The organism is Streptomyces venezuelae, assembly GCF_008642315.1.
GTDB lineage: Bacteria > Actinomycetota > Actinomycetes > Streptomycetales > Streptomycetaceae > Streptomyces > Streptomyces venezuelae_D.
Genome location: NZ_CP029192.1, coordinates 8,250,219 through 8,272,242, shown reverse-complemented (window position 1 = coordinate 8,272,242; position 22,024 = coordinate 8,250,219). Strand labels below are relative to the sequence as shown.

19 protein-coding genes are annotated in these 22,024 nt (G+C 72.0%); 10 read left to right on the top strand and 9 right to left on the bottom strand.

What is annotated here, in order from left to right; translation table 11 throughout:
- Positions 1–62: 62 nt before the first annotated feature.
- The 3 genes from DEJ48_RS36550 to DEJ48_RS36540 all read left to right on the top strand — a co-directional run bounded on the left by DEJ48_RS36550 (position 63) and on the right by DEJ48_RS36540 (position 2,323).
- A complete protein-coding gene (locus tag DEJ48_RS36550; protein ID WP_150220396.1) occupies positions 63–620 on the top strand; it encodes a hypothetical protein in 558 nt (185 codons plus the stop codon).
- Positions 621–848: 228 nt separating this feature from the next.
- Positions 849–1,190, top strand: coding sequence for a hypothetical protein (locus tag DEJ48_RS36545; protein WP_150220395.1), 342 nt, complete (start codon positions 849–851; stop codon positions 1,188–1,190).
- Positions 1,191–1,222: 32 nt separating this feature from the next.
- Positions 1,223–2,323: an AAA family ATPase gene (locus DEJ48_RS36540; protein WP_190537803.1), complete on the top strand. Its 1,101-nt coding sequence runs from the start codon at positions 1,223–1,225 to the stop codon at positions 2,321–2,323.
- A gap of 1,662 nt (positions 2,324–3,985) precedes the next feature.
- Here DEJ48_RS36540 and DEJ48_RS36530 read toward each other — a convergent pair.
- From DEJ48_RS36530 to DEJ48_RS36520, 3 genes are all read right to left on the bottom strand, one after another.
- A complete protein-coding gene (locus DEJ48_RS36530) occupies positions 3,986–7,060 on the bottom strand; it encodes an AAA family ATPase (RefSeq protein ID WP_150220392.1) in 3,075 nt (1,024 codons plus the stop codon).
- Positions 7,057–8,220, bottom strand: a complete 1,164-nt coding sequence (locus DEJ48_RS36525; protein ID WP_150220391.1) for an exonuclease SbcCD subunit D — start codon at positions 8,218–8,220, stop codon at positions 7,057–7,059. The genes DEJ48_RS36530 and DEJ48_RS36525 overlap by 4 nt, the downstream gene beginning before the upstream one ends.
- A gap of 123 nt (positions 8,221–8,343) precedes the next feature.
- Positions 8,344–8,970 carry a YigZ family protein gene (locus DEJ48_RS36520; protein ID WP_150220390.1) on the bottom strand — a complete coding sequence of 209 codons (627 nt, stop codon included), beginning with the start codon at positions 8,968–8,970 and terminating at the stop codon, positions 8,344–8,346.
- Between the two features lie 160 nt (positions 8,971–9,130).
- On the opposite strand from DEJ48_RS36520, the gene DEJ48_RS36515 reads away from it, so the two are divergent.
- Positions 9,131–9,784: a 4'-phosphopantetheinyl transferase gene (locus DEJ48_RS36515; protein WP_150221611.1), complete on the top strand. Its 654-nt coding sequence runs from the start codon at positions 9,131–9,133 to the stop codon at positions 9,782–9,784.
- A gap of 328 nt (positions 9,785–10,112) precedes the next feature.
- Here the strand turns inward: DEJ48_RS36515 and DEJ48_RS36510 are convergent, their stop codons facing one another.
- Both DEJ48_RS36510 and DEJ48_RS36505 read right to left on the bottom strand, forming a co-directional pair.
- Entirely contained in the window at positions 10,113–11,750 is a 1,638-nt protein-coding gene (locus tag DEJ48_RS36510) for an amidohydrolase (protein WP_150220389.1), read from the bottom strand.
- Between the two features lie 97 nt (positions 11,751–11,847).
- A complete protein-coding gene (locus tag DEJ48_RS36505; RefSeq protein ID WP_223832327.1) occupies positions 11,848–13,320 on the bottom strand; it encodes an APC family permease in 1,473 nt (490 codons plus the stop codon).
- Between the two features lie 81 nt (positions 13,321–13,401).
- Between DEJ48_RS36505 and DEJ48_RS36500 the strand changes: the two genes are divergently transcribed.
- On the top strand, positions 13,402–14,154 hold the full coding sequence (locus tag DEJ48_RS36500) for a TetR/AcrR family transcriptional regulator (protein WP_223832326.1): 753 nt from the start codon (positions 13,402–13,404) through the stop codon (positions 14,152–14,154).
- On the opposite strand, the gene DEJ48_RS36495 is transcribed toward DEJ48_RS36500, so the two are convergent.
- Positions 14,036–14,737: a transcriptional regulator gene (locus tag DEJ48_RS36495; protein ID WP_150220388.1), complete on the bottom strand. Its 702-nt coding sequence runs from the start codon at positions 14,735–14,737 to the stop codon at positions 14,036–14,038. The two genes, DEJ48_RS36500 and DEJ48_RS36495, sit on opposite strands and share 119 nt — an antisense overlap.
- Before the next feature lie 150 nt (positions 14,738–14,887).
- On the opposite strand from DEJ48_RS36495, the gene DEJ48_RS36490 reads away from it, so the two are divergent.
- Positions 14,888–15,343, top strand: a complete 456-nt coding sequence (locus DEJ48_RS36490; RefSeq protein WP_150164242.1) for a tellurite resistance TerB family protein — start codon at positions 14,888–14,890, stop codon at positions 15,341–15,343.
- A 123-nt stretch (positions 15,344–15,466) separates the two neighbouring features.
- Here the strand turns inward: DEJ48_RS36490 and DEJ48_RS36485 are convergent, their stop codons facing one another.
- Together DEJ48_RS36485 and DEJ48_RS36480 are read right to left on the bottom strand one after the other, a co-directional pair.
- Positions 15,467–16,399: a M56 family metallopeptidase gene (locus tag DEJ48_RS36485; RefSeq protein WP_150220387.1), complete on the bottom strand. Its 933-nt coding sequence runs from the start codon at positions 16,397–16,399 to the stop codon at positions 15,467–15,469.
- A gap of 40 nt (positions 16,400–16,439) precedes the next feature.
- Positions 16,440–16,874, bottom strand: coding sequence for a BlaI/MecI/CopY family transcriptional regulator (locus DEJ48_RS36480; RefSeq protein WP_150220386.1), 435 nt, complete (start codon positions 16,872–16,874; stop codon positions 16,440–16,442).
- Positions 16,875–17,034: 160 nt separating this feature from the next.
- On the opposite strand from DEJ48_RS36480, the gene DEJ48_RS36475 reads away from it, so the two are divergent.
- Both DEJ48_RS36475 and DEJ48_RS36470 read left to right on the top strand, forming a co-directional pair.
- Positions 17,035–17,610: a TerD family protein gene (locus tag DEJ48_RS36475; RefSeq protein WP_150220385.1), complete on the top strand. Its 576-nt coding sequence runs from the start codon at positions 17,035–17,037 to the stop codon at positions 17,608–17,610.
- Positions 17,611–17,661: 51 nt separating this feature from the next.
- Entirely contained in the window at positions 17,662–18,069 is a 408-nt protein-coding gene (locus DEJ48_RS36470; protein WP_150220384.1) for a CoA-binding protein, read from the top strand.
- Between the two features lie 216 nt (positions 18,070–18,285).
- Here the strand turns inward: DEJ48_RS36470 and DEJ48_RS36465 are convergent, their stop codons facing one another.
- Positions 18,286–19,347, bottom strand: coding sequence for a PucR family transcriptional regulator (locus DEJ48_RS36465; protein ID WP_150220383.1), 1,062 nt, complete (start codon positions 19,345–19,347; stop codon positions 18,286–18,288).
- A 264-nt stretch (positions 19,348–19,611) separates the two neighbouring features.
- On the opposite strand from DEJ48_RS36465, the gene DEJ48_RS36460 reads away from it, so the two are divergent.
- Positions 19,612–20,481: an AAA family ATPase gene (locus tag DEJ48_RS36460; RefSeq protein ID WP_150220382.1), complete on the top strand. Its 870-nt coding sequence runs from the start codon at positions 19,612–19,614 to the stop codon at positions 20,479–20,481.
- Positions 20,478–21,857, top strand: coding sequence for a vWA domain-containing protein (locus DEJ48_RS36455; protein ID WP_150220381.1), 1,380 nt, complete (start codon positions 20,478–20,480; stop codon positions 21,855–21,857). Before DEJ48_RS36460 ends, DEJ48_RS36455 begins: the two co-directional genes overlap by 4 nt.
- Positions 21,858–22,024 lie beyond the last annotated feature (167 nt).

The window sequence follows — 22,024 nt, the reverse complement described above, 5'->3', positions numbered from 1 at the left end:
AATCCTCAGTCGCTAGCACTATTCTGCTCTCCTGGATGTGTCGTCATAGAGAGGAGGCAGATGTGGCGAAGCCGCTGTTGTGTGGCCGGCAGGAGATCGGGCGGGTGTACCGCATCAAGCCCGAAGTGATCAGTAATACGTGGATCCACCGGGGCGTCCTCTCCTACGAGCACGCCGTGATCGTTTCGGGTAAGCCGGTCTGGCCCGGGGGGTTCGTCGAGTCACTGGCGTTGCCACCTGGCTCTCGTGGCCGGCAGCTCGACGCGGAGGAGCTTGCTGCACTGGAGGCCGAGCAGGGGGCAAGGGTGCGCCCCCGGAAGAAGGGCGAGCTGCCCCCGCTGGTCGGTGCGCAGGAGTACGCGGAGTTGTTCGGGGTGACGCAGGTCGCTGTGGGGCAGGCCGCGAAGGCTGGTTCGGGCCGGGTGGCGGAGCCGGACTACGCCCTGTCCGGTTCGAAGGTGTGGCTGCTGGAGTCTGTGCTCGCACATGCGCCGACCACGATGGAGAAGTCACGCAAGAAGATTTGGGTGTTGCGCGAGGATGTCGCCGAGGCACTGGAGCAGGGCCGGTACGACGGCCCGGGGTCGTTCTTCTCGCAGCGGGGGAACAAGGTTCAGTAGTTCCGCACGGCCGACTGGGGCCGCCACCAGCATCTGTCCCGGCAGCCGCCAACTTGGCGCCTGGTAGAGCGTTGTGATCAGCCGGCGGGGGGCGCCGGTAGGCGGGCCCCGCCGAGTTGCACCCCCCAAGAAGGAGAGTAGAATTTCCGTACAAGGTGTGAGGGGTGCCTGCGCTCCCCGATAAGGCATGGCGCAATATAGGTCGCGATGAAAACTATGGAGGGTTGCATGGTCCCCGTTCAGATGGAGCTATCCATCGCGCCACTGCGACACCCGGGGCCGGGGATCGCGGGGGCGAGCATCCAGGAACGCTTCGAGGCGTTCCACCAGCTCAACCCGTGGATTCTGGTGCAGCTGGAGTCGCTGACCGCCGACTGCGCAAAGCGCGGGCTGCGGCGCATCGGCATCGGGATGCTCTTCGAGGTTCTGCGCTGGCAGTACGGGCGGGCCACGAGCGGTGAACCGTTCAAGCTGAACAACGACTTCCGCTCCCGCTATGTCCGACTGCTGGTCCAGCGTCACCCCGAGTGGGCGGCCCTGTTCGAGACCAGGGAACTCCGCACACCTTGAAATAGGTCCCGATACTTAAACTGGAGATACGCGTGAACCGCCCGATACCGAAGCTGCGGACCCGTAAGCCCACCGGCGTGATCCCCTGGCCGATCGTCTTGATTGAAGGCGAGGAGAAGAGCGGAAAGAGCCACCAGGCGGCGGAGTTCACCGGCTGCGAGCAGACCGGCCAGGCGTACTGGCTGGAGCTCGGCGAGGACACCGCCGACGAGTACGCGAACGTGCCCGGTGCGGACTACCTGCTGATCGAGCACAACGGCACCTACCGCGACATCCTCGGCCAGATCGAGGCCGTGCACGCGGAGGCGACCCGCGCGGCTGTCGCGAAGGAGAAGCCGGTCGTCCTGGTCATCGACTCGGGGTCGATGCTGTGGCGGATGCTCGTGAACTGGACCAACGAGCGGGCCAGGCGCTCGCGGACGGGCCAGAACACTCTCAGGCAGGCCCCGGACGCCGAGGTCAAACCGTCCATGAACCTCTGGAACGACGCGGCCGAACGGTGGCAGCGGGTGATGTACCTGGTGCGCACCATGCCCGGCATCGTGGTCCTCCTGGCCCGCGGCAAGGAGGTCGCGGCGGTCGACGGAAACGGCGATCCGATCCCGCGCACGAAGGACTGGCGGGTGGAAGCGCACAAGTCTTTGGCCTTCGATGCGACGGTGTGGGTGCGCATGCGTCGCGAGGAGCCGCCGCAGATCATCGGCGCTCGTTCGTTGAAGTTCCAGGTGCCGCGCGGCGGGCAGCCGAAGCCGATGCCTGACTTCTCCATCGAGAAGCTCGTGTTCGGTCTGATGGGCTGCTCGATCCACAATCAGCCCAAGCCCACCCCGGAGCTGACGGGCGATCTCGCGCAGGCCTGGATGCCGAAGGTGCACGAGGCCGCCGCACAGGGCGTGGAGGAGCTGAAGAAGCTGTGGCGGCAGGTCGAGGCCGATGAGGGTTTGGACCGCGACGAGGTGCTGGTGGTGCGCGCGGCGATCGAGCGTGCGGCCACGGAGCTGAAGAACCCCAGGAAGCTCAGCGATCCCACCAGCGATGACGTGTCCCGCCTGCGGGCTGCTGCCAGCAAGCAGCAGGACCAGGACGCCGAGGGCACGTCCGTCGAGGAGCCCAGCGTCGAGTTCGCCGCCTGACCGCGCTCCGCTTCCCCCTTCCTCTTTCCCCTGCGCTGCCGGGGCCCGCCGCGTGACGGGCCGGGCCCCGGCGCGCCTTCCTGGAGAATTGCTGTGACCGCCACAACGACCAGCGCACCTGCACCCCTGTCGATCTGGGATGCCGCACGAGCCGCTGACGCCCGGCGCCCGCGCTCGGTACAGACTCAGCTCGGGGCGTCGGACACCATTTGCGCGCGCCGGCGCAGCGAAACATCATCAACTTCTACGCCACCACCGGACAGGAATGGCTGAAAACACACCAGGATCAGATCACCACGCACATAACAAACCCGCCACTAACAGGCACCTTCTCAACCCGGATGCGCACCACCTGGGCACGCAACCACACAACCCGCGGACTCACCCTGCACTGGGCCACAGCTCAACTCCCGCCCACCCTCCTCCACGAACTCATCCACCGAACCCTCAACCTCCCCCCCCATCGCCAGCAACCACGACCTCAACAACGCCCTCCGCCGACTCTGGCTCGGACGGCTCACCACCCCAACCCCACCCCTTCACTCCAACCACAAGGAAGAACAACAGCAGTGACACCCCCACGTACCAACGCGTACCGCCCCGGCCTGGGAAAGAGCTGGCACGCCGTATGGGCCGTGACCTACTACGGGGCAGCCGAAGACGGCCTCGGCCCCTCACCGAACGGACGCTGCTGGACAACCGAACTCGAAGCAGACCCACGCACGTCAAACCGAACCATCGGCCACCAGGCCTGGCTATACATCAACCACGAACGGCCAGACATACCCGAAGTCGACCTGCACAGCGCCCACATCCAACTCCAGGGCTACGCCGCCGACCCACCCGACCAGAACGGAAAGCTGCCCCGCCTGCACGACGTGCGCTGCACAGCCTGCGGCTCACCAGACGTCGAGTTCACCGAGCACCCCGACGCCTCCTGCCAGACCTGCGGAAAACACCAAACGCAACGGGAGGCCGCACTGTGCTCCTCACACTGCACGAAGTGCACACCCCTGAGGTCAAGGCCCGGGACGCCCTGAACCGCGAAAACGTACCGGCTGCTGTCCTGCACATTGCGACAGCAGCTGCGGACGCCCTCCTGCCTACTGTCAGCCGAACAGGTCGCTGATACCGCCTTGGCCATCCGCTCCATTCAAGATCGCGGCGCTCATCCAGAAGGGAAACCAAGAACCCGCGCCGGCAGAACCGGGGCGGCAACCAACCAGACGACAGGCAGAACAGTGAACAGCAGGCAGCAGACCAGCCCCCTCCTGCCAGAAGTGTGCGATTTGTCAGGCATCTGGCGAGCGTAGGCGGCGCTCACACGCCGCGCATGAGTAGCCGTACCCAGTTCGTCGCTGAACGAGGATTGCCAGTTCGTCCCGGTGAACGACCTACACCGCGCATCGGAGCAGAGCCCCGCCGGGGGGCCGGTGAAAGGCACTGGCCGCCGCCTTGCCGTCTCGGCCGCGAACTCTGAGCGGTAGTCAGGAAAAACCGTCGTGAGGGCCTACCTGCAAGGACGTCAGACTGGCGGAACAAGTAGACGCAGCAGCTGGTCCTGGAGGCTCTCCGGGGGACACGCGGGGGACAGAAGGGCAAGGACGGTCACGGAAAAGCCGGGTAAGACAGGGCACGGTCCGGAATCGAGGATCTGAGACCTCACCCACTGCCCCGCTGCCGCACCGTCGAACCCGCTCGCCCCTTCACCACCTCCAGCTGCGCGTGCACGCGTCGTCGCAGGTCAGCGACGTGGCTGACGATTCCGACGCTGCGGTCCCGTTCGCGCAGGGAGTCGAGGACGTCCAGGACCTCGTCGAGCGTCTGGTCGTCGAGGCTGCCGAAGCCCTCGTCGATGAAGAGTGTGTCGAGCCGGACGCCTCCCGCCTCGTCGGTGACGACGTCCGCGAGACCGAGCGCGAGGGCGAGGGAGGCGAAGAACGTCTCGCCGCCGGAGAGGGTGGCGGTGTCGCGTTCGCGGCCCGTCCAGGCATCGACCACGTGGAGCCCGAGGCCCGAACGGCCGCGTCCGGTGCGGCCGTCCGAGTGCACGAGCGTGTAGCGGCCCGACGACATGCGGTGCAGCCGGACGGTCGCGGCCGCGGCCACCTGTTCGAGGCGGGCCGCGAGCACGTACGACTCCAGGCGCATCCTGCGTTCGTTGTCCGCCGACGTGCCCGCAGCGAGACCTGCCATGCGGGCCACCCGGTCGTGCGCGGCGCGCAGCGGCGCGAGCCGCCGCGTCGCCGCGGCCGTGCGGGTGGAGAGCCGGTCGAGTTCGGCGCAGCGCCGTGCGGCGGCGTCCCGCGCGGAGGCCGTGTCCCTGAGGCGTCGTGCGGCGGACTCGGCGTGTTCGCCGGCGGCCCGGAGGTCCGCGGGCGGCCGCTGCGCCGCGGCCGCCGTGTCCGGTTCGGCGAGGACGGAGCGCACGGCGGCGTCGTCGTTGCGCCAGGCGTCGATGCGGTGCTGGACCTCGCGGTACCCGGCGTCGTCGAGGAGGGCGGCCGAGGCGGCCGTCGGCGTGTCGAACCCGGCGCGGAAGGCCGCGTCGGCGAGTCGCGCGTCGGCGTCCTTGAGGCGTTCGGCGGTGTCGTCGGCGGCGCGGACGGCGTCGGCGGCCTCGGTGAGCAGTGCGGCCTGCCGCTCCAGCTGGGCGGCGCGGTCGGCGACGCTGCCGGTGGCGCCCCGCGCGCGGGTCAACTCGGCTTCGAGGGACTGCTGTTCGCGTTCCAGGGCGTCTCGCAGGGTCGTCCTGGACGCGGCTCGCCGCGCGGCCTCCTGCTGCTGGGCGAGCCTGCGGTCGTACTCGCGCTCGGCCCGAGCCAGGGCCTCGCGGGCGGCGTGAAGTCCGGAGGCCAGGTCCCGCGCCTCGGTGTAATCGCGCCGCAACGCATCCACGGCGTCGGTGAGTTCGTCGGCGGTGGGGTCCTCGTCCGGGGACCCACCGGGCGAGGTCTCGTGCGGGTTCGTCGCCGGGCCTCCCCGCGCGGCGGCCTTCGCCGCGGCCAGGGACTCCCTGACCTCCCCGAGAGTGCGCTCGGCGGCCGACCGGGACTCGTCCGCGCGACGATGGGCGGCGAGCGCCGCCTCTTCGGCCTGCCGGTCCACGTGTCCGGCCACCTTCCGCGCGGGGGCGAGGTGTTCCGTGGCTCCGCACACCGCGCACGGCTGGCCGTCGGTGAGGTGGGCCGCGAGTTCGGCGGCGATGCCGGTGAGGCGCTGCTCCTTGAGGGCGAGCCAGTGTTCGTGGGCCTCCGTGGCGGACTCGCGGGCGGCGAGGGCGTGTTCCTGCGCCGCGGCCGCGTCCCGGGCGAGCCGGTCGCGGCGGCGGGCCGCGTCCAGGCGGGCCTCGGCGGGCGCGAGCTGGCCCCCCAGGCGCTCGGCGCGGGTCGCGGCCTCCTGGGCGGACTCGATGCGCTCCAGGAGCGCGGACCGGGTCGTCTCCCAGCCGTCGAGCCAGCCCGACGCCTCCTGGAGCAGCTCGTCGTCGGCGCGTTCCTGACGGTCCAGCGCGGTGCGTTCGGCGGTGATCTCCGTGGTGCGTCCCTCGGCGCGCCGGGCCGATGCCAGGCCGCCCAGCTCCTCGGCGGCCGTGCGCGCGGCGGCGGCGAGGCCCGCCGCGCCGGACGAGGCGAACGTCTCGGGCAGTCGGCCACGCGCGCGTGCCTCGGCTTCCGCGGCGCGGCGGTGTTCGGTGTCGGCGGTGTCGCGCAGGCCGAGCGCGGGCGCGACCTTCTCGGCCTTGCGGGCCCGTTCGAGACGCTCTTCGAGGACGCGCTGTTCGTCCACGCGCGCGTGGAGCTGGTCGGCGCGTGTTTGTGCCTCGGTGAACCGGCGCTGCAGCCGGTCGAGTTCGCGTACGTCGGCGAGGCGGCGTTCCGCGCCCGCTTGGGCGGATTCGGCGGCGGCGAGCGCGCAGTGGGCGACAGCGAGGCGTTCCCGCGCGCCCGCGCGGGCGACGGCCGCCCAGGTGAGGACCGCGTCCGCCAGGCCCGGGTCGCCGGGCGCCAGGTCGGGCAGGGGCAGCTCGGCTTCCTGGCCCCCTTCACTCGCGGCCTGCTGCATGCGGTGCGCGTCGGCGAGGAGGGCGGCGTCGCCCTCCTTGACCTCGGCCTCGGTGGTGCGCCGCTGTTCGGCGAGCCGCTGCTCCACGGCGGCGAACCTGCGCGTGTCGAAGAGGCGGCCGAGCAGTTTGCCGCGTGCCTCGGCGTCGGCGCGCAGGAACCGGGCGAAGTCTCCCTGGGGCAGGAGCACGACCTGGCAGAACTGTTCCTTGCTCATGCCGAGGAGCTGGCTGATCTCCTCACCGATCTCCTGGTGGGAGCGGCTGAGGGCCTTCCATCCGCCGTCCGGGCCCTCCCCGGAGTCGTACTCGCGCAGCCAGCTCTGGGCCTTCTCCGTGGTGGTGCCCGTGCCACGCTTCTTGGGACGTTCCCACGGGGGTTGGCGGGTGACCTCCAGGCGGCGTCCCGCGACGGTCAGTTCGAGGCACACCTCTGTGCGGGTGCCCTGCTGCGCGTGGTCGCTGCGCAGCGTCATGCCTTGACCGCCGCCCTGTCGGGCGCCCGGCACCGAGCCGTAGAGCGCGTAGCACACAGCGTCCAGGACGGAGGTCTTGCCCGCGCCCGTCGGGCCGTGCAGCAGGAAGAGGCCTGCGGCGCTGAGGTCGTCGAAGTCGATGTCCTGCGCGGTGCCGAAGGGCCCGAAGGCGGTGATGCGGAGTCGGTGGAGTCTCATCGGGCGACCTCGCGCAGCGTGGCGTCGGTGCGGACCGCGTCGAACGCGGAACGCAGCACTTCCTGTTCCTGCTCGTCCGGTCCGGCACCGCGCACGTGGGTCACGAAGTCCTCGGCGATCTGCTGGTCGCTGCGGTCCCTGAGCCGCTGGGCGTACGAGACGTCCGGGTCGTCCGGGGCACGGTCGGGGGCGAAGACGAGGCTGAGCGTGTGCGGGAAGCGCTCGCAGAGCCTGGCCATCGGGTCGTCGGGGCGCACCGCGTCGGTCAGGGTGGCCTCGACCCACGCGTCCTCGTGGCGGGCGAGGTCCGGGGCGTCGAGCAGCTCGTCGAGGGTGCCGCGGATGCGGGCGAGCGCGCGCGGCACCGGGCAGTCCACGCGCTCGGCCTCGATGTGCCCGTCGGCCCCCAGGTCGACGAGCCACATGCTCTTGCGGTGGTCGGCCTCGGAGAACGAGTACGGCAGGGGTGACCCTGAGTAGCGCACGCGCTCGCCCAGGGTCTGGCTGCCGTGCAGGTGTCCAAGGGCCGCGTAGTCCACGCCCTCGAAGACTCCGGCGGGCACGGCCGCCACGCCGCCGACGGTGATGTCCCGCTCGCTGTCGCTGACCTGGCCGCCGCTGACGAAGGCGTGGGCGAGGACGACGGAGCGGGTGCCGGGGGCGCGGCCTGCGAGGTCGGCCCGCACGCGGTCCATGGCGGCGCCGATGACCGCCTCGTGTCCGGCCTTCTCCACCCCGAACGCGTCCTTCACCAGGGCCGGTTCGAGGTAGGGCAGGCCGTAGAACGCCACGTCCCCGTGCGGATCGGTGAGGATCACGGGCTCCGCGCACGCGGCCGGGTCGGTGCGCAGGTGGATGCCCGCGCGGTCGATGAGGCCCGCGCCGACGCCGAGGCGGCGCGCCGAGTCGTGGTTCCCGGAGATCATGATCGTCGGTACACCGAGGTCGGCGAGCCGGTGCAGGGCGTCGTCGAAGAGCTCGACCGCCGCGAGCGGGGGCACCGCTCTGTCGTACACGTCCCCGGCCACCACGACGGCGTCCACGTCGCGCTCGCGCACGGTCGCCAGCAGGTGGCCGATGAACGCGGCCTGGGCGTCGAGCATGTTCACGCGGTGGAACGAGCGGCCCAGGTGCCAGTCGGACGTGTGCAGCAGCCTCATGATTCCCGAGACTATCGGGCGGGTCGGACATCACGGGTGGCCACTCCCGTAACTCCCCCGGTCCCCCACGCGGCTCCCTCGAATCCGCAGCCGTCAGACATCCCGGCGTCAGGCACCTCGGCGTCAGGCATCCCCGTACGCCTCTCCCCCGAGCTCGAGCACCGCGCTGCCGGCGGTGGCGTCCGCCAGCCAGCCGCGGAAGGCTTCCACATCCGCGTCGGGCAGCCCGATCTCGATCGCGACGGCTTCTCCGTAGCGCACGTCGCGCACCTCGCGGCCGGCCGCCCGCAGATCGTTCTGGACCTTGCCCGCGCGCTGGTGGTCGACCGTGACGGTGGCGAGGCGGAAGCGGCGGCGGGTGACGGTGCCGAGGGCGTCGAGCGCCTCGCCGACCGATCCTCCGTAGGCGCGGATGAGTCCTCCGGCGCCGAGCTTGACCCCTCCGTAGTAGCGGGTCACGACGGCGGCGACGTAGCGCATGTCGCGGCGCATCAGCATCTGGAGCATCGGGACGCCCGCGGTGCCGCCGGGCTCGCCGTCGTCGCTCGCCTTCTGCACGGCGGCGTCGGCCCCGATGACGTATGCGAAGCAGTTGTGGCTGGCGGTCGGGTGCTCCTTGCGGACGCGCGCGACGAATTCCTGGGCCTCCCGCTCGGTGGCCGCGGGTGCCAGGGCGCACAGGAAGCGCGAGCGGTTGATCTCGGTCTCGTGCACGCCCTCGCGGGCCACTGTGCGGTACTCGTCCTGCATCACGCCAGCGTAGGCGCTCGTCGGGGGCCGTCCGCACCCGGGAGGGCGGCCGGGTGGCGTAGGCCACAGCCCGCACTCGTGTGCGGGTCACCCGGTACCGTGATCTCCCGTGACGTCACCTTCGATACCCGCGCGCCAAGTCCCGGATCCGGCGGGACCCTTGGCCACTCTGCTCGCCGACGTGCCCGTCACCGTGGTCGAGACCCACGACGACCCTGCCGACGCGGTCCTCTTCCCCGAGGAGGAGGCCGTGGTGGCGAACGCGGTGGCCAAGCGGCGCAACGAGTTCACCACGGTGCGGCACTGCGCCCGCACCGCGCTGGCCCGCATCGGCGTGCCGCCCGCCCCGATCCTGCCGGGACACCGCGGCGCCCCCGGCTGGCCGGACGGCGTCGTCGGCAGCATGACGCACTGCGCCGGGTACCGCGCGGCGGTCGTGGCCCGCGCGGGCGAGGTGACGTCCGTCGGCATCGACGCCGAGCCGGGCGAGCCGCTGCGCGACCCCGACGTCCTGAACCTGGTCGCCGACGAGACGGAGCGCGCCGTGCTGGCCTCGCTCGGCTCGCGACAGCCGGCCACACCTTGGGACCGGCTCCTGTTCAGCGCGAAGGAGTCCGTCTACAAGACGTGGTTCCCGCTGACCGGCCGCTGGCTCGGCTTCGAGGACGCGCGGGTGGAACTCGCCCCGGACGGAACGTTCACCGCCCGACTGCTGGTCGAGGGCCCCGTGGTGGCGGGCACAGAACTGAAGGGCTTCTCCGGCCGCTGGACCGTACGGGACGGGATCGCCGCGACGGCCATCGTGCTGCGCTGAAAGCCGGGGTGGCCCGGCCCGGTCGCTCTGCGCCGGCCAGGTCGCTCCCTCACCCGACGGACGCTCCGCACCCTCACCCGCCCGCCACGTCATCCACAAATCCGACGGCCGAGTCATCCACGCGCCCGGGCGCCCGGACCGAACCGCCGATCCGGTCCCCGGCCACCCACCTGTCCGCGCGGCCCGGCCATTCACTCACGCAGGTCACCCGCCGATCCAGCGCCCCGCTCGCCCGGGCCACTGGGCCGCCGGGCCACCCGCTCGCCCAGCGCCCCGGCCGCTCACACTCGCCCGGTGGCCGGGCCACCCGCGTACCCGGCCGGCCGGGTCACCCGCCCCCCGGACCCGGATCGCCCACCCCCTCCCTATACGTGGGCCGACCCCCCAGCCACGTGCCCAGCACGCGCGCGTGGTGGATTTTCATCGGGTCGACCGCGCGGGGGTCGGCGGAGAGCAGCAGCAGGTCGGCCGGGGTGCCCGGGGTGAGGGTGCGGCGGTTGTCGGCGCAGGCCTGGTGGGCTACTCCTGCTGTCGCGGCCGTCAGTGCCTCGTCGACGGTGAGCCGCTGGTGCGGGAGCCAGCCCTCGGCGGGCTCGCCCGTGAACGTGCGCCTGGTGACGGCGACTTGGATGCCCTCAAGCGGTACGTGTGAGCTGACCGGCCAGTCGCTGCCGAAGGACAGCCGGGCTCCGCTCCGCGCCAGCTCTCCCATCGGGTACTGCAGCGCGGCACGCTCCGCGCCGATGCGCGGGATGGACAGCTCGGTCTGGAGCGGGTCCGGCTGCGCCCACAGCGGCTCGAAGTTGGCGATGACGCCGAGCTCGGCGAAGCGCGGCAGGTCCGCGGGATCGACGACCTGGACGTGGGTGATCACCGGGCGCCGGTCCCAGGCCGGGTTGGCGGCGATCGCGGACTCGACGGCGTCGAGCGACGCACGCACCCCGGCGTCCCCGATGGCGTGGATGTGCGTCTGGAAGCCGTCGGCATCGAACGCCCGCACCGCCTCGGCGAGGGCGCTCGGCTCCCACACCGGCATGCCGCAGCTGTGCGGCGCGTCCAGGTAGGGCGCGAGCATGGCGGCCGTACCGCCCTCGACGACGCCGTCGCTGAAGTACTTCACCGTCCGCGCGGTGAGCAGTTCCCCGCCCTCGGCCGCCACGCGCGTGCGGGTCGCCGCGAACGGTTCGCGCTGCTCGCGCCAGCGGTCGGGGTCGGCGCGCTGCGCCAGGTCCACGCGCAGGGATAGGGCCCCGCGCCGGACCGCGGCGAGGTACGCGTCCGCCATCTCCGACTCGACCCAGGCGTCCTGGACCCAGGTGACGCCCGCGCGCGCGTACGCGTGCCCGGCGCGGCGGATCGCCTCGACGAGCTCGTCCTCGTCCCGCGCGGGCACCTGGTCGAGCACGAGGTCACAGGCGTGCCACTCGCGCAGGGTGCCGAGCGGGCCGCCGTCCGCGCGGCGCACGATCCAGCCGAGCCGCGGCTCCGGAGTCGCCTCCGTCACTCCGGCCCTGCGCAGCGCCTCCGTGTTGCACCACACGGTGTGGTAGTCGTGGGCGCGCAGGACGACGGGCCGGTCGTCCACCGCGGCGTCCAGCCAGCGCGCGTCGAACTCGCCGTCGGGTGCGAGCGCGGGGTCGTACGAGGCGCCGACGATCCACTTCGCCTCCGGGTGCCGCCGAGCCCACCGTCGGACTTCGGCGACGATCGCCTCGACGGAGTCCAGCTCCTTGATCTGGGGCCCGAAGCTCTCCAGGCCGCCGAAGAGCGGATGGGCATGCCCGTCTCCAAAGGCGGCCATCAGCAGTCCGTCGCCGATGTCGACGACTTCGTCGGCGGTGCGGGCGAGGGCGCGGGCCTCGTCGCCGAGCGCGAGGACGCGGCCGTCGCGGACGGCGAGGGCCGTCGTGTCGGTGTCGCTTCCGGTGCGGACCGCGCCGAGGAAGACGAGAGTCGGTTCCGTCATGATGATGTCGCTGTCTCCTTGAAGTCCTTCACGCACGACGACCGGCGAATGCCTCGCACCACCGTGCCGCCGGAGATCCCGCACGCGCGCAGATCCCTCACGCGCGCTCCGCGTCCACCGTCGTCAGCCGCTCGTACGCCGCCGGTGCCCGCCGCCTCATCCGCAGCGCCACCGCCGCCCCCGCCACGAACACCACCGGCAACGGAGCGATCAGCGCCACGTTGACACCCCTGGACGCCCCGGTGAGCAGGTCGAGGTCGGCGCAGACCAGGACGATCATGACGGCGAGCCCGGCGCAGGCCAGCAGCGGTGCGGCGACCACGCGCCAGGACGGCATGCCTCTCCGGTCGCGCCGGAAGAACCCGTACACGGCGAGCGCCGCGAGGGCCTGCAGCAGCATCACGCCGAGGATGCCCGTGCCGCTGCTCCACAGGAAGGTGACCGTGTACGGATCGGCGCCGGCGACCATCGTCACGACGATCACGGCGAGCGCGACGGCCGACTGCGTGAGCACCGCGACGGCCGGCGCCCGTGTCTTCGGCGACACCGTGCCGAGCCGGGCGGGCAGCAGACCCTCCCTGCCCAGGGCGTAGAAGTAGCGGGCGGCGCCGTTGTGGAAGGCCAGCGTGGCGGCGAACGCGCTGGTGATGATCAGTACGTGCATGGAGTCGGCGGCCCAGGCACCGGCGAACCGTTCGGTGGCGGAGAACACCATGTCGGCGCCGCCGTCCCCGGAGGCGACGGCGCGGGCGCGGTCGGAGCCGTACGCGTTGATGATCATCCAGACCGTGAAGGTGTAGAAGAGCGCGAGGAACGCCACCGCCACATAGGTGGCACGGGGCACGGTCCGCTCGGGCCGCCGCGCCTCCTCCGCGTAGATCGCCGTCGCCTCGAAGCCGATGAACGCCCCTATGGTCAGGACGAACATGCCGCCGACGCCCGGCTCCCCCAGCCCGGCGGGCGAGAGCGTGCCGAAGTCCAGCCCCTGCGGGCCGCCCCCGTGCGCGAGAACGCCCGCTTCGAAGACGAAGAGCACGAGGACTTCCAGGACGAGCGCGACGCCGAGGATCCTGGCGCTGAGCGTGACCCGGAGGTAGCCGAGCACGCCGATGGCGACGAGACCCGCCGCGGCCCATGTCCACCAGGCCACGCGGACGCCCGTGAGGTCCTCGAAGCCGGACTCGGTGAACCATCCGAAGGCGGCGAGCAGTCCGACCTCGATGGCGTTGTACGCGACCAGGGCGACGTACGCGGACCCCGCTCCCGCGGGGCGCCCGAGCCCCCGTCCGACGTACGCGTAGAACGCGCCGGCGTTGCGCACGAACCGGCTCATGGCCGTGAAGCCCGTGGCGAAGACGACGAGGAGCAGTCCGGAGATGAGGTAGCCGAGCGGCGCCGCGTCGCCCGCCATGCCGATGGCCAGCGGGGCCACGCCCGCCATCACGGTGAGCGGGGCGGCGGCCGCCACGACGAAGAACACGAGGTCGCCGGTGCCGATGGCGCCGCCGCTGAGGCCGTCGGTGCCTGCGGGCGCGGAGGAGACGGGTCTGGACGAGGTGGGTGCGGTCACGCGCGATCTCCCGAAAACTAAACCCTTTAGTCCGGGCAGGACCGTACTGTGCGGGGGAATCATCTGGGAAGAGGGCATCGAGTGACGGACAGAGGACGGCCGCGCAGACCGGTGTTGAGCGCGGACCTGATCGCGCGCGAGGCACTGGCGATGATCGACGCCGACGGCTCAGGCGCTTTCAGTCTGCCGAGGCTCGCCGACCGTCTCGGCGTGCGGACCGCGTCCCTGTACAACCACTTGGACGGCCGCTCCGCCGTCATCGAGGGCGTACGGCGGCTGGTCGTCGAGGAGATGGACATCTCCGCGTTCGACGAGCTGCCCTGGTCGGACGCCCTTGCCGCCTGGGCACGTTCGTACCGCGACGCGTTCGCGCGCCATCCGCACACCGTCGAACTGCTGGCCACGACGACGATCAGCTCTCCCGCGACGCTCGCCATGTACGAGTCCGTGGTGGCGGCGCTGGCGCGCGGCGGCTGGCCGGAGCGGCATCTGGTGGCGGTCCTGACGAGCGTGGAGTCCTTCCTGCTCGGCTCGGCACTCGACCTCGTCGCGCCGCCCCTCATGATCGACCCCTCGGATCACGCTCCGCGGGTGCCCGTCCTGGCGGCGGCACTGCGAGCCGCGTACGCCGACCGCAAACCGGCACGCGCCGACCAGGCCTTCGACACGGGGCTCGACGCGCTGATCCGTGGCCTGGAAGCGCGGTTGGCCGAGGTCAGCGACCCCCGCCGGCCCCGCTCTCGCCGGCCCCGCTCTCACGCTCCGCGAGAGTCGTCCAGAACAACTGCTCGTAGTGCGCGAGGAGTCGGCCGAACCGCAGATGGGCCGCCGTGACGCGGTCCCGGTCGAGGCCTGCCCGTACCGCGGCGAGAGCCTGCCTGTCGAGGTCCGGCGCGGGCTCCGCGAACAGGTCGAAGAACCCGCACGCCTCGTCGTCGAAGCCGTAGTGGTCGCGCAGCCCGCGGGCGATCGCGGCACAGGAGTGGCCCCAGGCGGCGAAGTTGGCGGTGAGCGCGAGGACGACGTCGGCGGGTTCGCCGTTCAGGGCGAGCCAGGCGACGTAGGCCGGGTAGGCCTGGCAGCCCGGGTGCGGTTCGTACGTCGCCGCCTCGGACCTGCTCACCCCGCAGGCGTCGAACAGCGGGTCGAGCCGTTCCCTCGCGACGCTCTCGCCGTCGGCGACGGTCTCGAAGAAGGCGGCCGATTCCAGGTCCTTCGACTCGGCGGCCCGCTGTGCCAGGTACTGGAAGGACCGCCGGTCCGAGGGGATCACGTGCCGCTGCTCCAGCGCGAGGAGCGCCACAGTCCGCAGTTGCGCCCGGCCGTCGGCGACGCGCGGCACGACCGGGTTCCTCTCCGGGTCGGGGGCGAGGCGGGCGGCCGTGGTCCGCAGGAGTTCTTGTGCCGTCGGAGTCATCACGCGCACCTTCCGCTGGGCGGGAACTTCTCGGCCCGACTGCTAGTTTCTACTCTGCTGTAGAAACTGGCGGGGGCCCGGACCTGCGCGCAGCGTACCGGGGACTCGTCCAACACCCCTGATACATCGATACGTTTATGGAGTTTCCCCATGGCTCTGTGGGACCGCGTCAAGGAATCCGCATCGACGATGCAGACCCAGCTGATGGCGAAGAAGAACGACCTGAAGAGCGGAGCCTTCCGCGACGCGAGCATGGCGATGTGTGCCCTGGTGGCGGCGGCCGACGGCACCGTCGACCCGTCCGAGCGCCAGCGCGTCGCGCAGCTGATCGGCACGAACGAGGTGCTGCAGAACTTCCCCGCTGACGACCTGCGCCGCCGCTTCGACGAGTACGTGGACAAGCTGACCGCCGACTTCGCGTTCGGCAAGGTGAGCGTGCTCCAGGAGGTCGCCAAGGCGAAGAAGAAGCCGGCCGAGGCCCGCGCGGTGATCCAGATCGGCATCGTCATCGGCGGCGCCGACGGCGACTTCGACAAGGACGAGCAGGCCGTCGTGCGCGAGGCGTGCTTCGCGCTGGACCTGCCGCCGCACGAGTTCGACCTCTAGGGACTGTGCCGGAAGCCCTGCCCTGCCTGCCCCGCGGCGTCCGGGCGGACGACGGGACTTCCGACACACGCCCTGGGCACTCCAGTGGACCGCCCTCCCCGGGGCGGTCCACCCCGGCCGCCGTCAGAGCGGCGTCGCCGCCCGCAGGATGAGGACCATGGTGACGGCCGCGTTCGCGGAGGACATCGCGGACACGGCGGTGCCGAAGGCGGCGGACCACAGGGCGAGCCCGACCCCCGTGAACACGGACGGCCGGGTGGCGGCGGACGGAGCCGGGGCGAGGAGCGCGGCGACGCGGCGCGGTACGGGCCCCGGCGCCGCGAGCCCCGCCAGGGTCGGCGCGGGGGCGCTCCGGGAGACCAGCGCAGCCTTGCCGATCGCCCGGGCGACGACCCGCCGGTCCCGCACCGCGCGGGCGGCGGCCTCGTCGGCCCAGCGCTCCGCGGCGAAGGCGACGGAGGTGCGCAGCGGCCGCAGGAAGGGGTTGGCGCGGGCGGCCAGCTGTGTGACGAGCAGATGCCGGTGGTGCCGTGCCGACAGATGCGCCCGCTCGTGGGCGAACAGCGCGCGGCGCTCCGGTGCGGCGAGCCGGGACAGCATCCCGGTGGTGACGACGACGCGGCCGCCGCGGCGCGAGGGCAGCGCGTAGGCGTACGACGCCTGGTCGGCGACGACGGCGACGGAGCCGCCGCGCAGCCCTTCGAGGGCGCGGCGCCCGCGACGGCGTACCCGGGCGTGCCGCCAGAGCGTGCGCGCACAGGCCGCGCACACGACGAGCAGCGCGGGGATCGCGACCTTGCCCGCGACCTCGTCATAGGGGACGGCCGCGCGCACCTCGGGGTCGGACCATCCGTCCGGCAGCGGGTTGCCGGGCAGTTGGGCGGTGCCGACGACCATCAACAGGGCGAGGCAGAGCGTGCTGCACAGCGCCATCACCCCGGCGACGGCGGTGAGGAGCCGTGTCGCGGTACGTGGGTGGAGGTGCTGCTCGGCGAGGCGGGCGATCGGCCACGCGGTCAGCGGCAGCACGAGCGGCAGGAAGACGAAGACGCCCATCAGCGGATACCCCCCATCAGCGAATGACCCCGGTGGGGCGTCAGTCGTCGGCCTCGGCGCCGGCGTGTCCGAGCAGGTCGCGCAGGAGCTGCTCGTCGTCGGGGGTGAGCGTGGTGACGAAGCTGGCGAGCACGGCCTCGCGGTCGCTCTCGCCGTCGAGCACCTTGCGCATGCGGAAGGCGGCGAGCCCGGCCTCGTCCGACGCGGGCGTCCACGCGAAGGAGCGGCCCGCGCGCTCGCGGGTGACCACGTCCTTCGCGAGGAGACGGGTGAGGATCGTCATGACGGTGGTGTACGCGAGGTCTCCGCCGATCCGCTCCTGCACCCAGGCCGCGCTGACGGGTCCGCGCGCGGTGTGCAGCGCGGCGAGCACCTGTGACTCCAGCTCGCCCTGCGCGCGTCGGCGCAGCCGCGGCTGCCGCTCGCCGTGCGCGTCGCGCTCGCCGTGCGAGTCGTGCTCGTCGTGGTGCGTCATGCCCGCGATCCCTCCAGCCTCTGTGCGCTCCTCGGCGGACGGGGAGCGCCCTATCGTAACGGGACGCGACCGCACCACCCACTTCTACACTCCTGTAGATTTCAGTGAGCCAGATCCAGATCAACAACCCGATCCAGAACTCGGACCGTAGGAGGACATCGTGGGAGTTTCGCTGGCCAAGGGCGGCAACGTCTCGCTCAGCAAGGAGGCCCCGGGCCTCACCGCCGTCGTGGTCGGCCTGGGCTGGGACGTGCGCACCACGACCGGGACGGACTACGACCTCGACGCGAGCGCCCTGCTCTGCGACGAGTCCGGCAAGGTCGTCTCCGATCAGCACTTCGTCTTCTACAACAACCTGACGAGCCCGGACGGCTCGGTCGAGCACACCGGTGACAACCTCACCGGTGAGGGCGAGGGCGACGACGAGGCCGTGAAGGTGAACCTCGCGCAGGTGCCCGCCGAGATCTCGAAGATCGTCTTCCCCGTGTCGATCCACGACGCCGAGAACCGCGGCCAGAGCTTCGGCCAGGTCCGCAACGCGTTCATCCGCGTGGTGAACCAGGCGGACAACGCGGAGATCGCGCGCTACGACCTGTCGGAGGACGCCTCCACGGAGACCGCCATGGTCTTCGGCGAGCTCTACCGCCACGGCGCGGAGTGGAAATTCCGTGCGGTCGGCCAGGGTTATGCCAGTGGGCTGCGCGGCATCGCGTCGGACTTCGGCGTGAACGTCTGACACGCGCACGGCTCTGACGGCATCCCGCCGCGACACACGAGGAGGCAGGCCATGTACGGCGACGACGAGACGGTGCGCAGGATCCTGACGGAGCTCGGCGACACCTGGGCCGTCGTGGGCCTGTCGAACAACCGCGACCGCGCGGCGTTCCGCGTCGCGTCGGTCCTGCAGCACTTCGGCAAGCGCGTGGTGCCCATCCACCCCAAGGCGGAGACGGTCCACGGCGAGCAGGGGTACACGTCCCTGTCCGCCGTGCCGTTCCCGGTCGACGTGGTGGACGTCTTCGTGAACAGCTCGCTGGCGGGCCGGGTCGCCGACGACGCGGTCGCCGCGGGTGCGAGCGCGGTCTGGTTCCAGCTGGGTGTGATCGACGAGGCGGCGTACGACAGGACGCGCGCCGCGGGCCTGGACATGGTCATGGACCGCTGCCCGGCCATCGAGATCCCGCGCCTCGGCTGAGACGGCCGGACCAGGGCCTGTGTCGGAAGTCCCGTCGTCCGACCGGAGGGCGGGCCCCGCGGCGTCCGGTGCGTGCGATCGCAAGGCGGAGGGTCGCCCCGATACTGGTTGTACCGGGGCGACCCGACAACGCCGCTGGGGGTCCCCCCGCGCCCTTCAGGCGTGGGGGAATGCGTGCCGGACGTCGCGGGGCAGGCGGGACTTCCGACACAGGCCTTAGAACGGCTGGTCGGGCCAGTCGAGCAGGCGGGCGCCGATCACCGCGGTCTGGAGCGTGTAGCGGTGCACGGGATCGGCCGGATTGGCCCCCGTGAGCCGGTGGATGCGCTCCAGGCGGTACGTCAGGGCGCGCACGCTCAGCGAGAGGCGGCGGGCCGCCTCCGCCGCGACACAGCCCGAGTCGAAGAACGCGGTGAGCGTGTCGATGAGGGGCCGCGCGCCGCCGCGGGCGTCCCGCAGCGGGCCGAGCGTATGGACCACCAGATCGGCCATGGCCTGCCGGTCGCGGGTCAGCACGGGGTAGACCAGCAGGTCGGCGGCGTGCAGCACGGGTTCGTCGAGTTCGAGGCGCTCCGCCAGGTCCAAGGCGTTGAGCGCCTCCTCGTACGACTGGACGACACCGCCCGGGCCGGGCTGCGGGCGGCCGATGACGACGCGGGCGCCGTCGACGGCGGCGTACGCGTGCTTGGCGAAGAAGGCGAGGACCTCGCCCTGGTCGCCCGGGGCGATGCACACCAGCCGGCCCTCCTTCGTCGTGAGCAGGATGCTGCGGTCGCCGAACCGGCCGACGAGGGCGCCCTCCACCTCGCGCGGCACGGCGTCCCCCTCCTCGTAGCCGCGCGAGCCCTGGGCGACGGCGACCGCGTGTTCGTAGGAGAGGCGCAGCCCGAAGCGTTCGGCGCGTTCGGCGAGCCTGCCGAGATCGCTGCGCCCGTGGAGCAGGTCATCGACGAACTCCCGCCGGGCGGCCTCCTGTTGGCGTACCGCCAGGCGCTGCGCCCGTTCGTACCCTTCGGCGAGGGCGTCCACGGCCTGCTCGACGGCGGCCAGGACACGGTCGGCGGGGGCGTCCCCGGCAGCGGGCCAGTGGGCGCGGGTCGCCGCGAGGTGCGCGCCCACCAGAGCCCGCAGCCCGAGCCCCGCATCCGCCGCCCGCTCCCCCAGCGCGCGCCGCGAGTCCAGCTCGTCCCGGGTCAGCCGGCGCCCGGTCGCCGCGGCGGCGGCCAGGATCCGGTCATAGTCCTCGAGATAGGCCTCGGGTATGCCGTGCCCTGCCATGTCCGCCCCCGGGGTCCTGGTGAAACGGCGTCACCGTGTCGAATGATTTGCTTTGCCATCTTTCTAACCCATAAAGCCCTTCGGCCGGTAACCGCAGGGCTACGGCGCCGTCCAGGTCGTACGGAGAGCTCTGCGTACGGACCACGTGACGTTCGACGCAAACGGCGTCCGCCCGTTGTGGAGGGACGCCCCGAGCTGATCGGGTACGAGGGCCGGGACCCAGGAGAGGCGCCGGTGGAGCCGGCGAGCACAGGAGAACTCCGCATGACGACCGGGTACTTCACGTCCGTCGACGACGTCGCCGCACGCCTGGCCACCACCGGCTATCTGGCCTCGCCCGCCGTCGCCACGACCGTCTTCCTGGCCGACCGGCTCGGCAAGCCCCTGCTGGTGGAGGGCCCGGCGGGGGTCGGCAAGACGGAGCTGGCGAAAGCCGTCGCCGAGGTCGCAGGGGCGCGGCTCGTACGGTTGCAGTGCTACGAGGGTGTCGACGAGTCCCGCGCCCTGTACGAGTGGAACCACGCCAAGCAGTTGCTGCGCATCACCGCGGGCCGCGACGAGTCGTGGGACGAGACGCGCACCGACATCTTCAGCGAGGAGTTCCTGCTCGCGCGGCCGTTGCTGACCGCGATCCGCGGCGCCGAGCCGAAGGTCCTGCTGATCGACGAGACGGACAAGGCCGATGTCGAGGTCGAGGGGCTCCTCCTCGAAGTCCTCAGCGACTTCCAGGTCACGGTTCCGGAGCTCGGCACGGTCAGGGCGGAGCGCCGCCCGTTCGTCGTCCTCACCTCCAACGCGAGCCGTGAGCTGTCCGAGGCGCTGCGCCGCCGCTGTCTCTTCCTCCACATCGGTTTTCCCGAGGAGGAGTTGGAGCGTCGCATCGTCCGGATGAAGGTGCCCGGTCTCGACGAGGCGCTCGCCGCGTCGGTGGTGCGGGTGGTCGGCGCGCTGCGCGCGATGGACCTGCGCAAGGTGCCGTCGGTCGCGGAGACCATCGACTGGGCGCGGACACTGCTGGCACTCGGTGCGGACACTCTGGACGAGAACGTCGTGCGCGACAGCCTCGGTGTGGTGCTCAAGCATCAGGACGACGTGCTGAAGGCGGCCGCCAAGCTGGACCTGGACGCGGTGTGACGGCGCCGCCCGACGGCGTCACCGGGCGGATCACCGGGCTGGTCAAGACGCTCCGGTCGCACGGCCTGCGCATCGGTCCCGGCGAGACCGTCGACGCCGCGGCCGCCCTGGAGGCGCTCGGTCTCACCGACAGGGAGCGCGTCAGGGAAGGCCTCGCCGCCGCGCTGCTCCACCGGGAGAGCCAGCGCGCGGTCTTCGACCCCGTCTTCGATCTGTACTTTCCAGCGGGCGTCGGTGCGCCGGTACGCGGTGACGGCGACCGGGACGCGCTGCGCGAACGACTCGTGGCCGCGCTCGCCGCGGACGACCAGGCTCTCCTCGCACAGCTGGCGGGTGAGGCCGTGGACGGCTTCGGCGGGTACGGCTCTCCCGGCCAGGGAGGGGACGGCTGGTCCTCGTATCAGACACTGAGCAGGCTGCGGCCGGAGACGCTGCTCGCACGTGTCCTCGCCGCTCTCCGCGCGGGACCGGCCGAACAGGGCGCGGACCGGGCCGCGTTCACCGAACGGCTGCTCGCCGACGAGGTCCGGCGCCGCATCGAGGGTTTCCGTGCGCGCGTAGGGACCGAGGCGCGCCGCCGGGTCGCCGAGCGGCGCGGCACCGAGGAGATCGCCCGCCGTGCCGTGGCCCCCAGCGCCGACCGCGTCGATTTCCTCCTGGCGGGCCGGGGGCAGCTGGACGAACTCCGTCGTGCGGTGCATCCACTCGCCCGCAAGCTCGCGACGCGCCTCGCGGCCCGGCGCCGCAGGGCCGCGCACGGCAGCATCGATCTGCGCCGCACCCTGCGCGGTTCGCTGTCGACCGGCGGCGTGCCGATGCGTCCCGTACTGCGGCGCCGCCGTCCCGCGCGTCCCGAACTCGTCCTGCTCTGCGACGTGTCGGGTTCGGTCGCGGGCTTCGCGAACTTCACGATGCTGCTGGTTCAGGCGCTGCACGACCAGTTCGGCAAGGTGCGCGTGTTCGCCTTCGTCAACCGGGTCGACGAGGTGACGGACCTGCTCGCGCACGGCGGCACCGACCCGGCCGGGCTCGGCGCCCGCATCCTGGACGAGGCGACGGTGACGGGGTGGCACGGCAGCAGTGACTACGGCACGTCCCTGGGCGAGTTCGCCGAGCGGTACGTCGACGCGGTCGGCCCGCGCTCCACGGTCTTCGTCCTCGGCGACGCCCGCACGAACATGAGCGACCCCAATCTCCCCGCCCTGCGGCACATCGCCGACCGGGCCCGCCGCGTCTACTGGCTCAACCCCGAGGGGCGCGGGCAGTGGTCGAGCGGGGACTCGGCGGCGTACGCGTACGCCGAACTCGTCGAGATGCACGAGTGCCGCAACGCGCAGCAGCTCAGCGGGTTGATCGCGCGGCTGCTGCCGGTCTGAGTGCCTGCCGCGCCATTCCCGCGCACACGCATACCCAGACCGCCACCGCACGACCCGCCGACGGCCTCCTGACGTGTGCCTTTGCAGCCCATGGGCACTCGGCGGCCTGCACTGCGACAGGACGACATTCCGTGACCGCACAGGCACAAGCACACCCACAGACCCCG

Coding starts and splice junctions, on each gene's coding strand:
- DEJ48_RS36545 (WP_150220395.1), top strand. CDS start 849: ATGGTCCCCGTTCAGATGGAGCTATCCATCGCGCCACTGCGACACCCG.
- DEJ48_RS36530 (WP_150220392.1), bottom strand. CDS start 7,060: ATGAGACTCCACCGACTCCGCATCACCGCCTTCGGGCCCTTCGGCACC.
- DEJ48_RS36525 (WP_150220391.1), bottom strand. CDS start 8,220: ATGAGGCTGCTGCACACGTCCGACTGGCACCTGGGCCGCTCGTTCCAC.
- DEJ48_RS36520 (WP_150220390.1), bottom strand. CDS start 8,970: ATGCAGGACGAGTACCGCACAGTGGCCCGCGAGGGCGTGCACGAGACC.
- DEJ48_RS36510 (WP_150220389.1), bottom strand. CDS start 11,750: ATGACGGAACCGACTCTCGTCTTCCTCGGCGCGGTCCGCACCGGAAGC.
- DEJ48_RS36495 (WP_150220388.1), bottom strand. CDS start 14,737: ATGACTCCGACGGCACAAGAACTCCTGCGGACCACGGCCGCCCGCCTC.
- DEJ48_RS36490 (WP_150164242.1), top strand. CDS start 14,888: ATGGCTCTGTGGGACCGCGTCAAGGAATCCGCATCGACGATGCAGACC.
- DEJ48_RS36485 (WP_150220387.1), bottom strand. CDS start 16,399: ATGGGCGTCTTCGTCTTCCTGCCGCTCGTGCTGCCGCTGACCGCGTGG.
- DEJ48_RS36480 (WP_150220386.1), bottom strand. CDS start 16,874: ATGACGCACCACGACGAGCACGACTCGCACGGCGAGCGCGACGCGCAC.
- DEJ48_RS36470 (WP_150220384.1), top strand. CDS start 17,662: ATGTACGGCGACGACGAGACGGTGCGCAGGATCCTGACGGAGCTCGGC.
- DEJ48_RS36465 (WP_150220383.1), bottom strand. CDS start 19,347: ATGGCAGGGCACGGCATACCCGAGGCCTATCTCGAGGACTATGACCGG.
- DEJ48_RS36460 (WP_150220382.1), top strand. CDS start 19,612: ATGACGACCGGGTACTTCACGTCCGTCGACGACGTCGCCGCACGCCTG.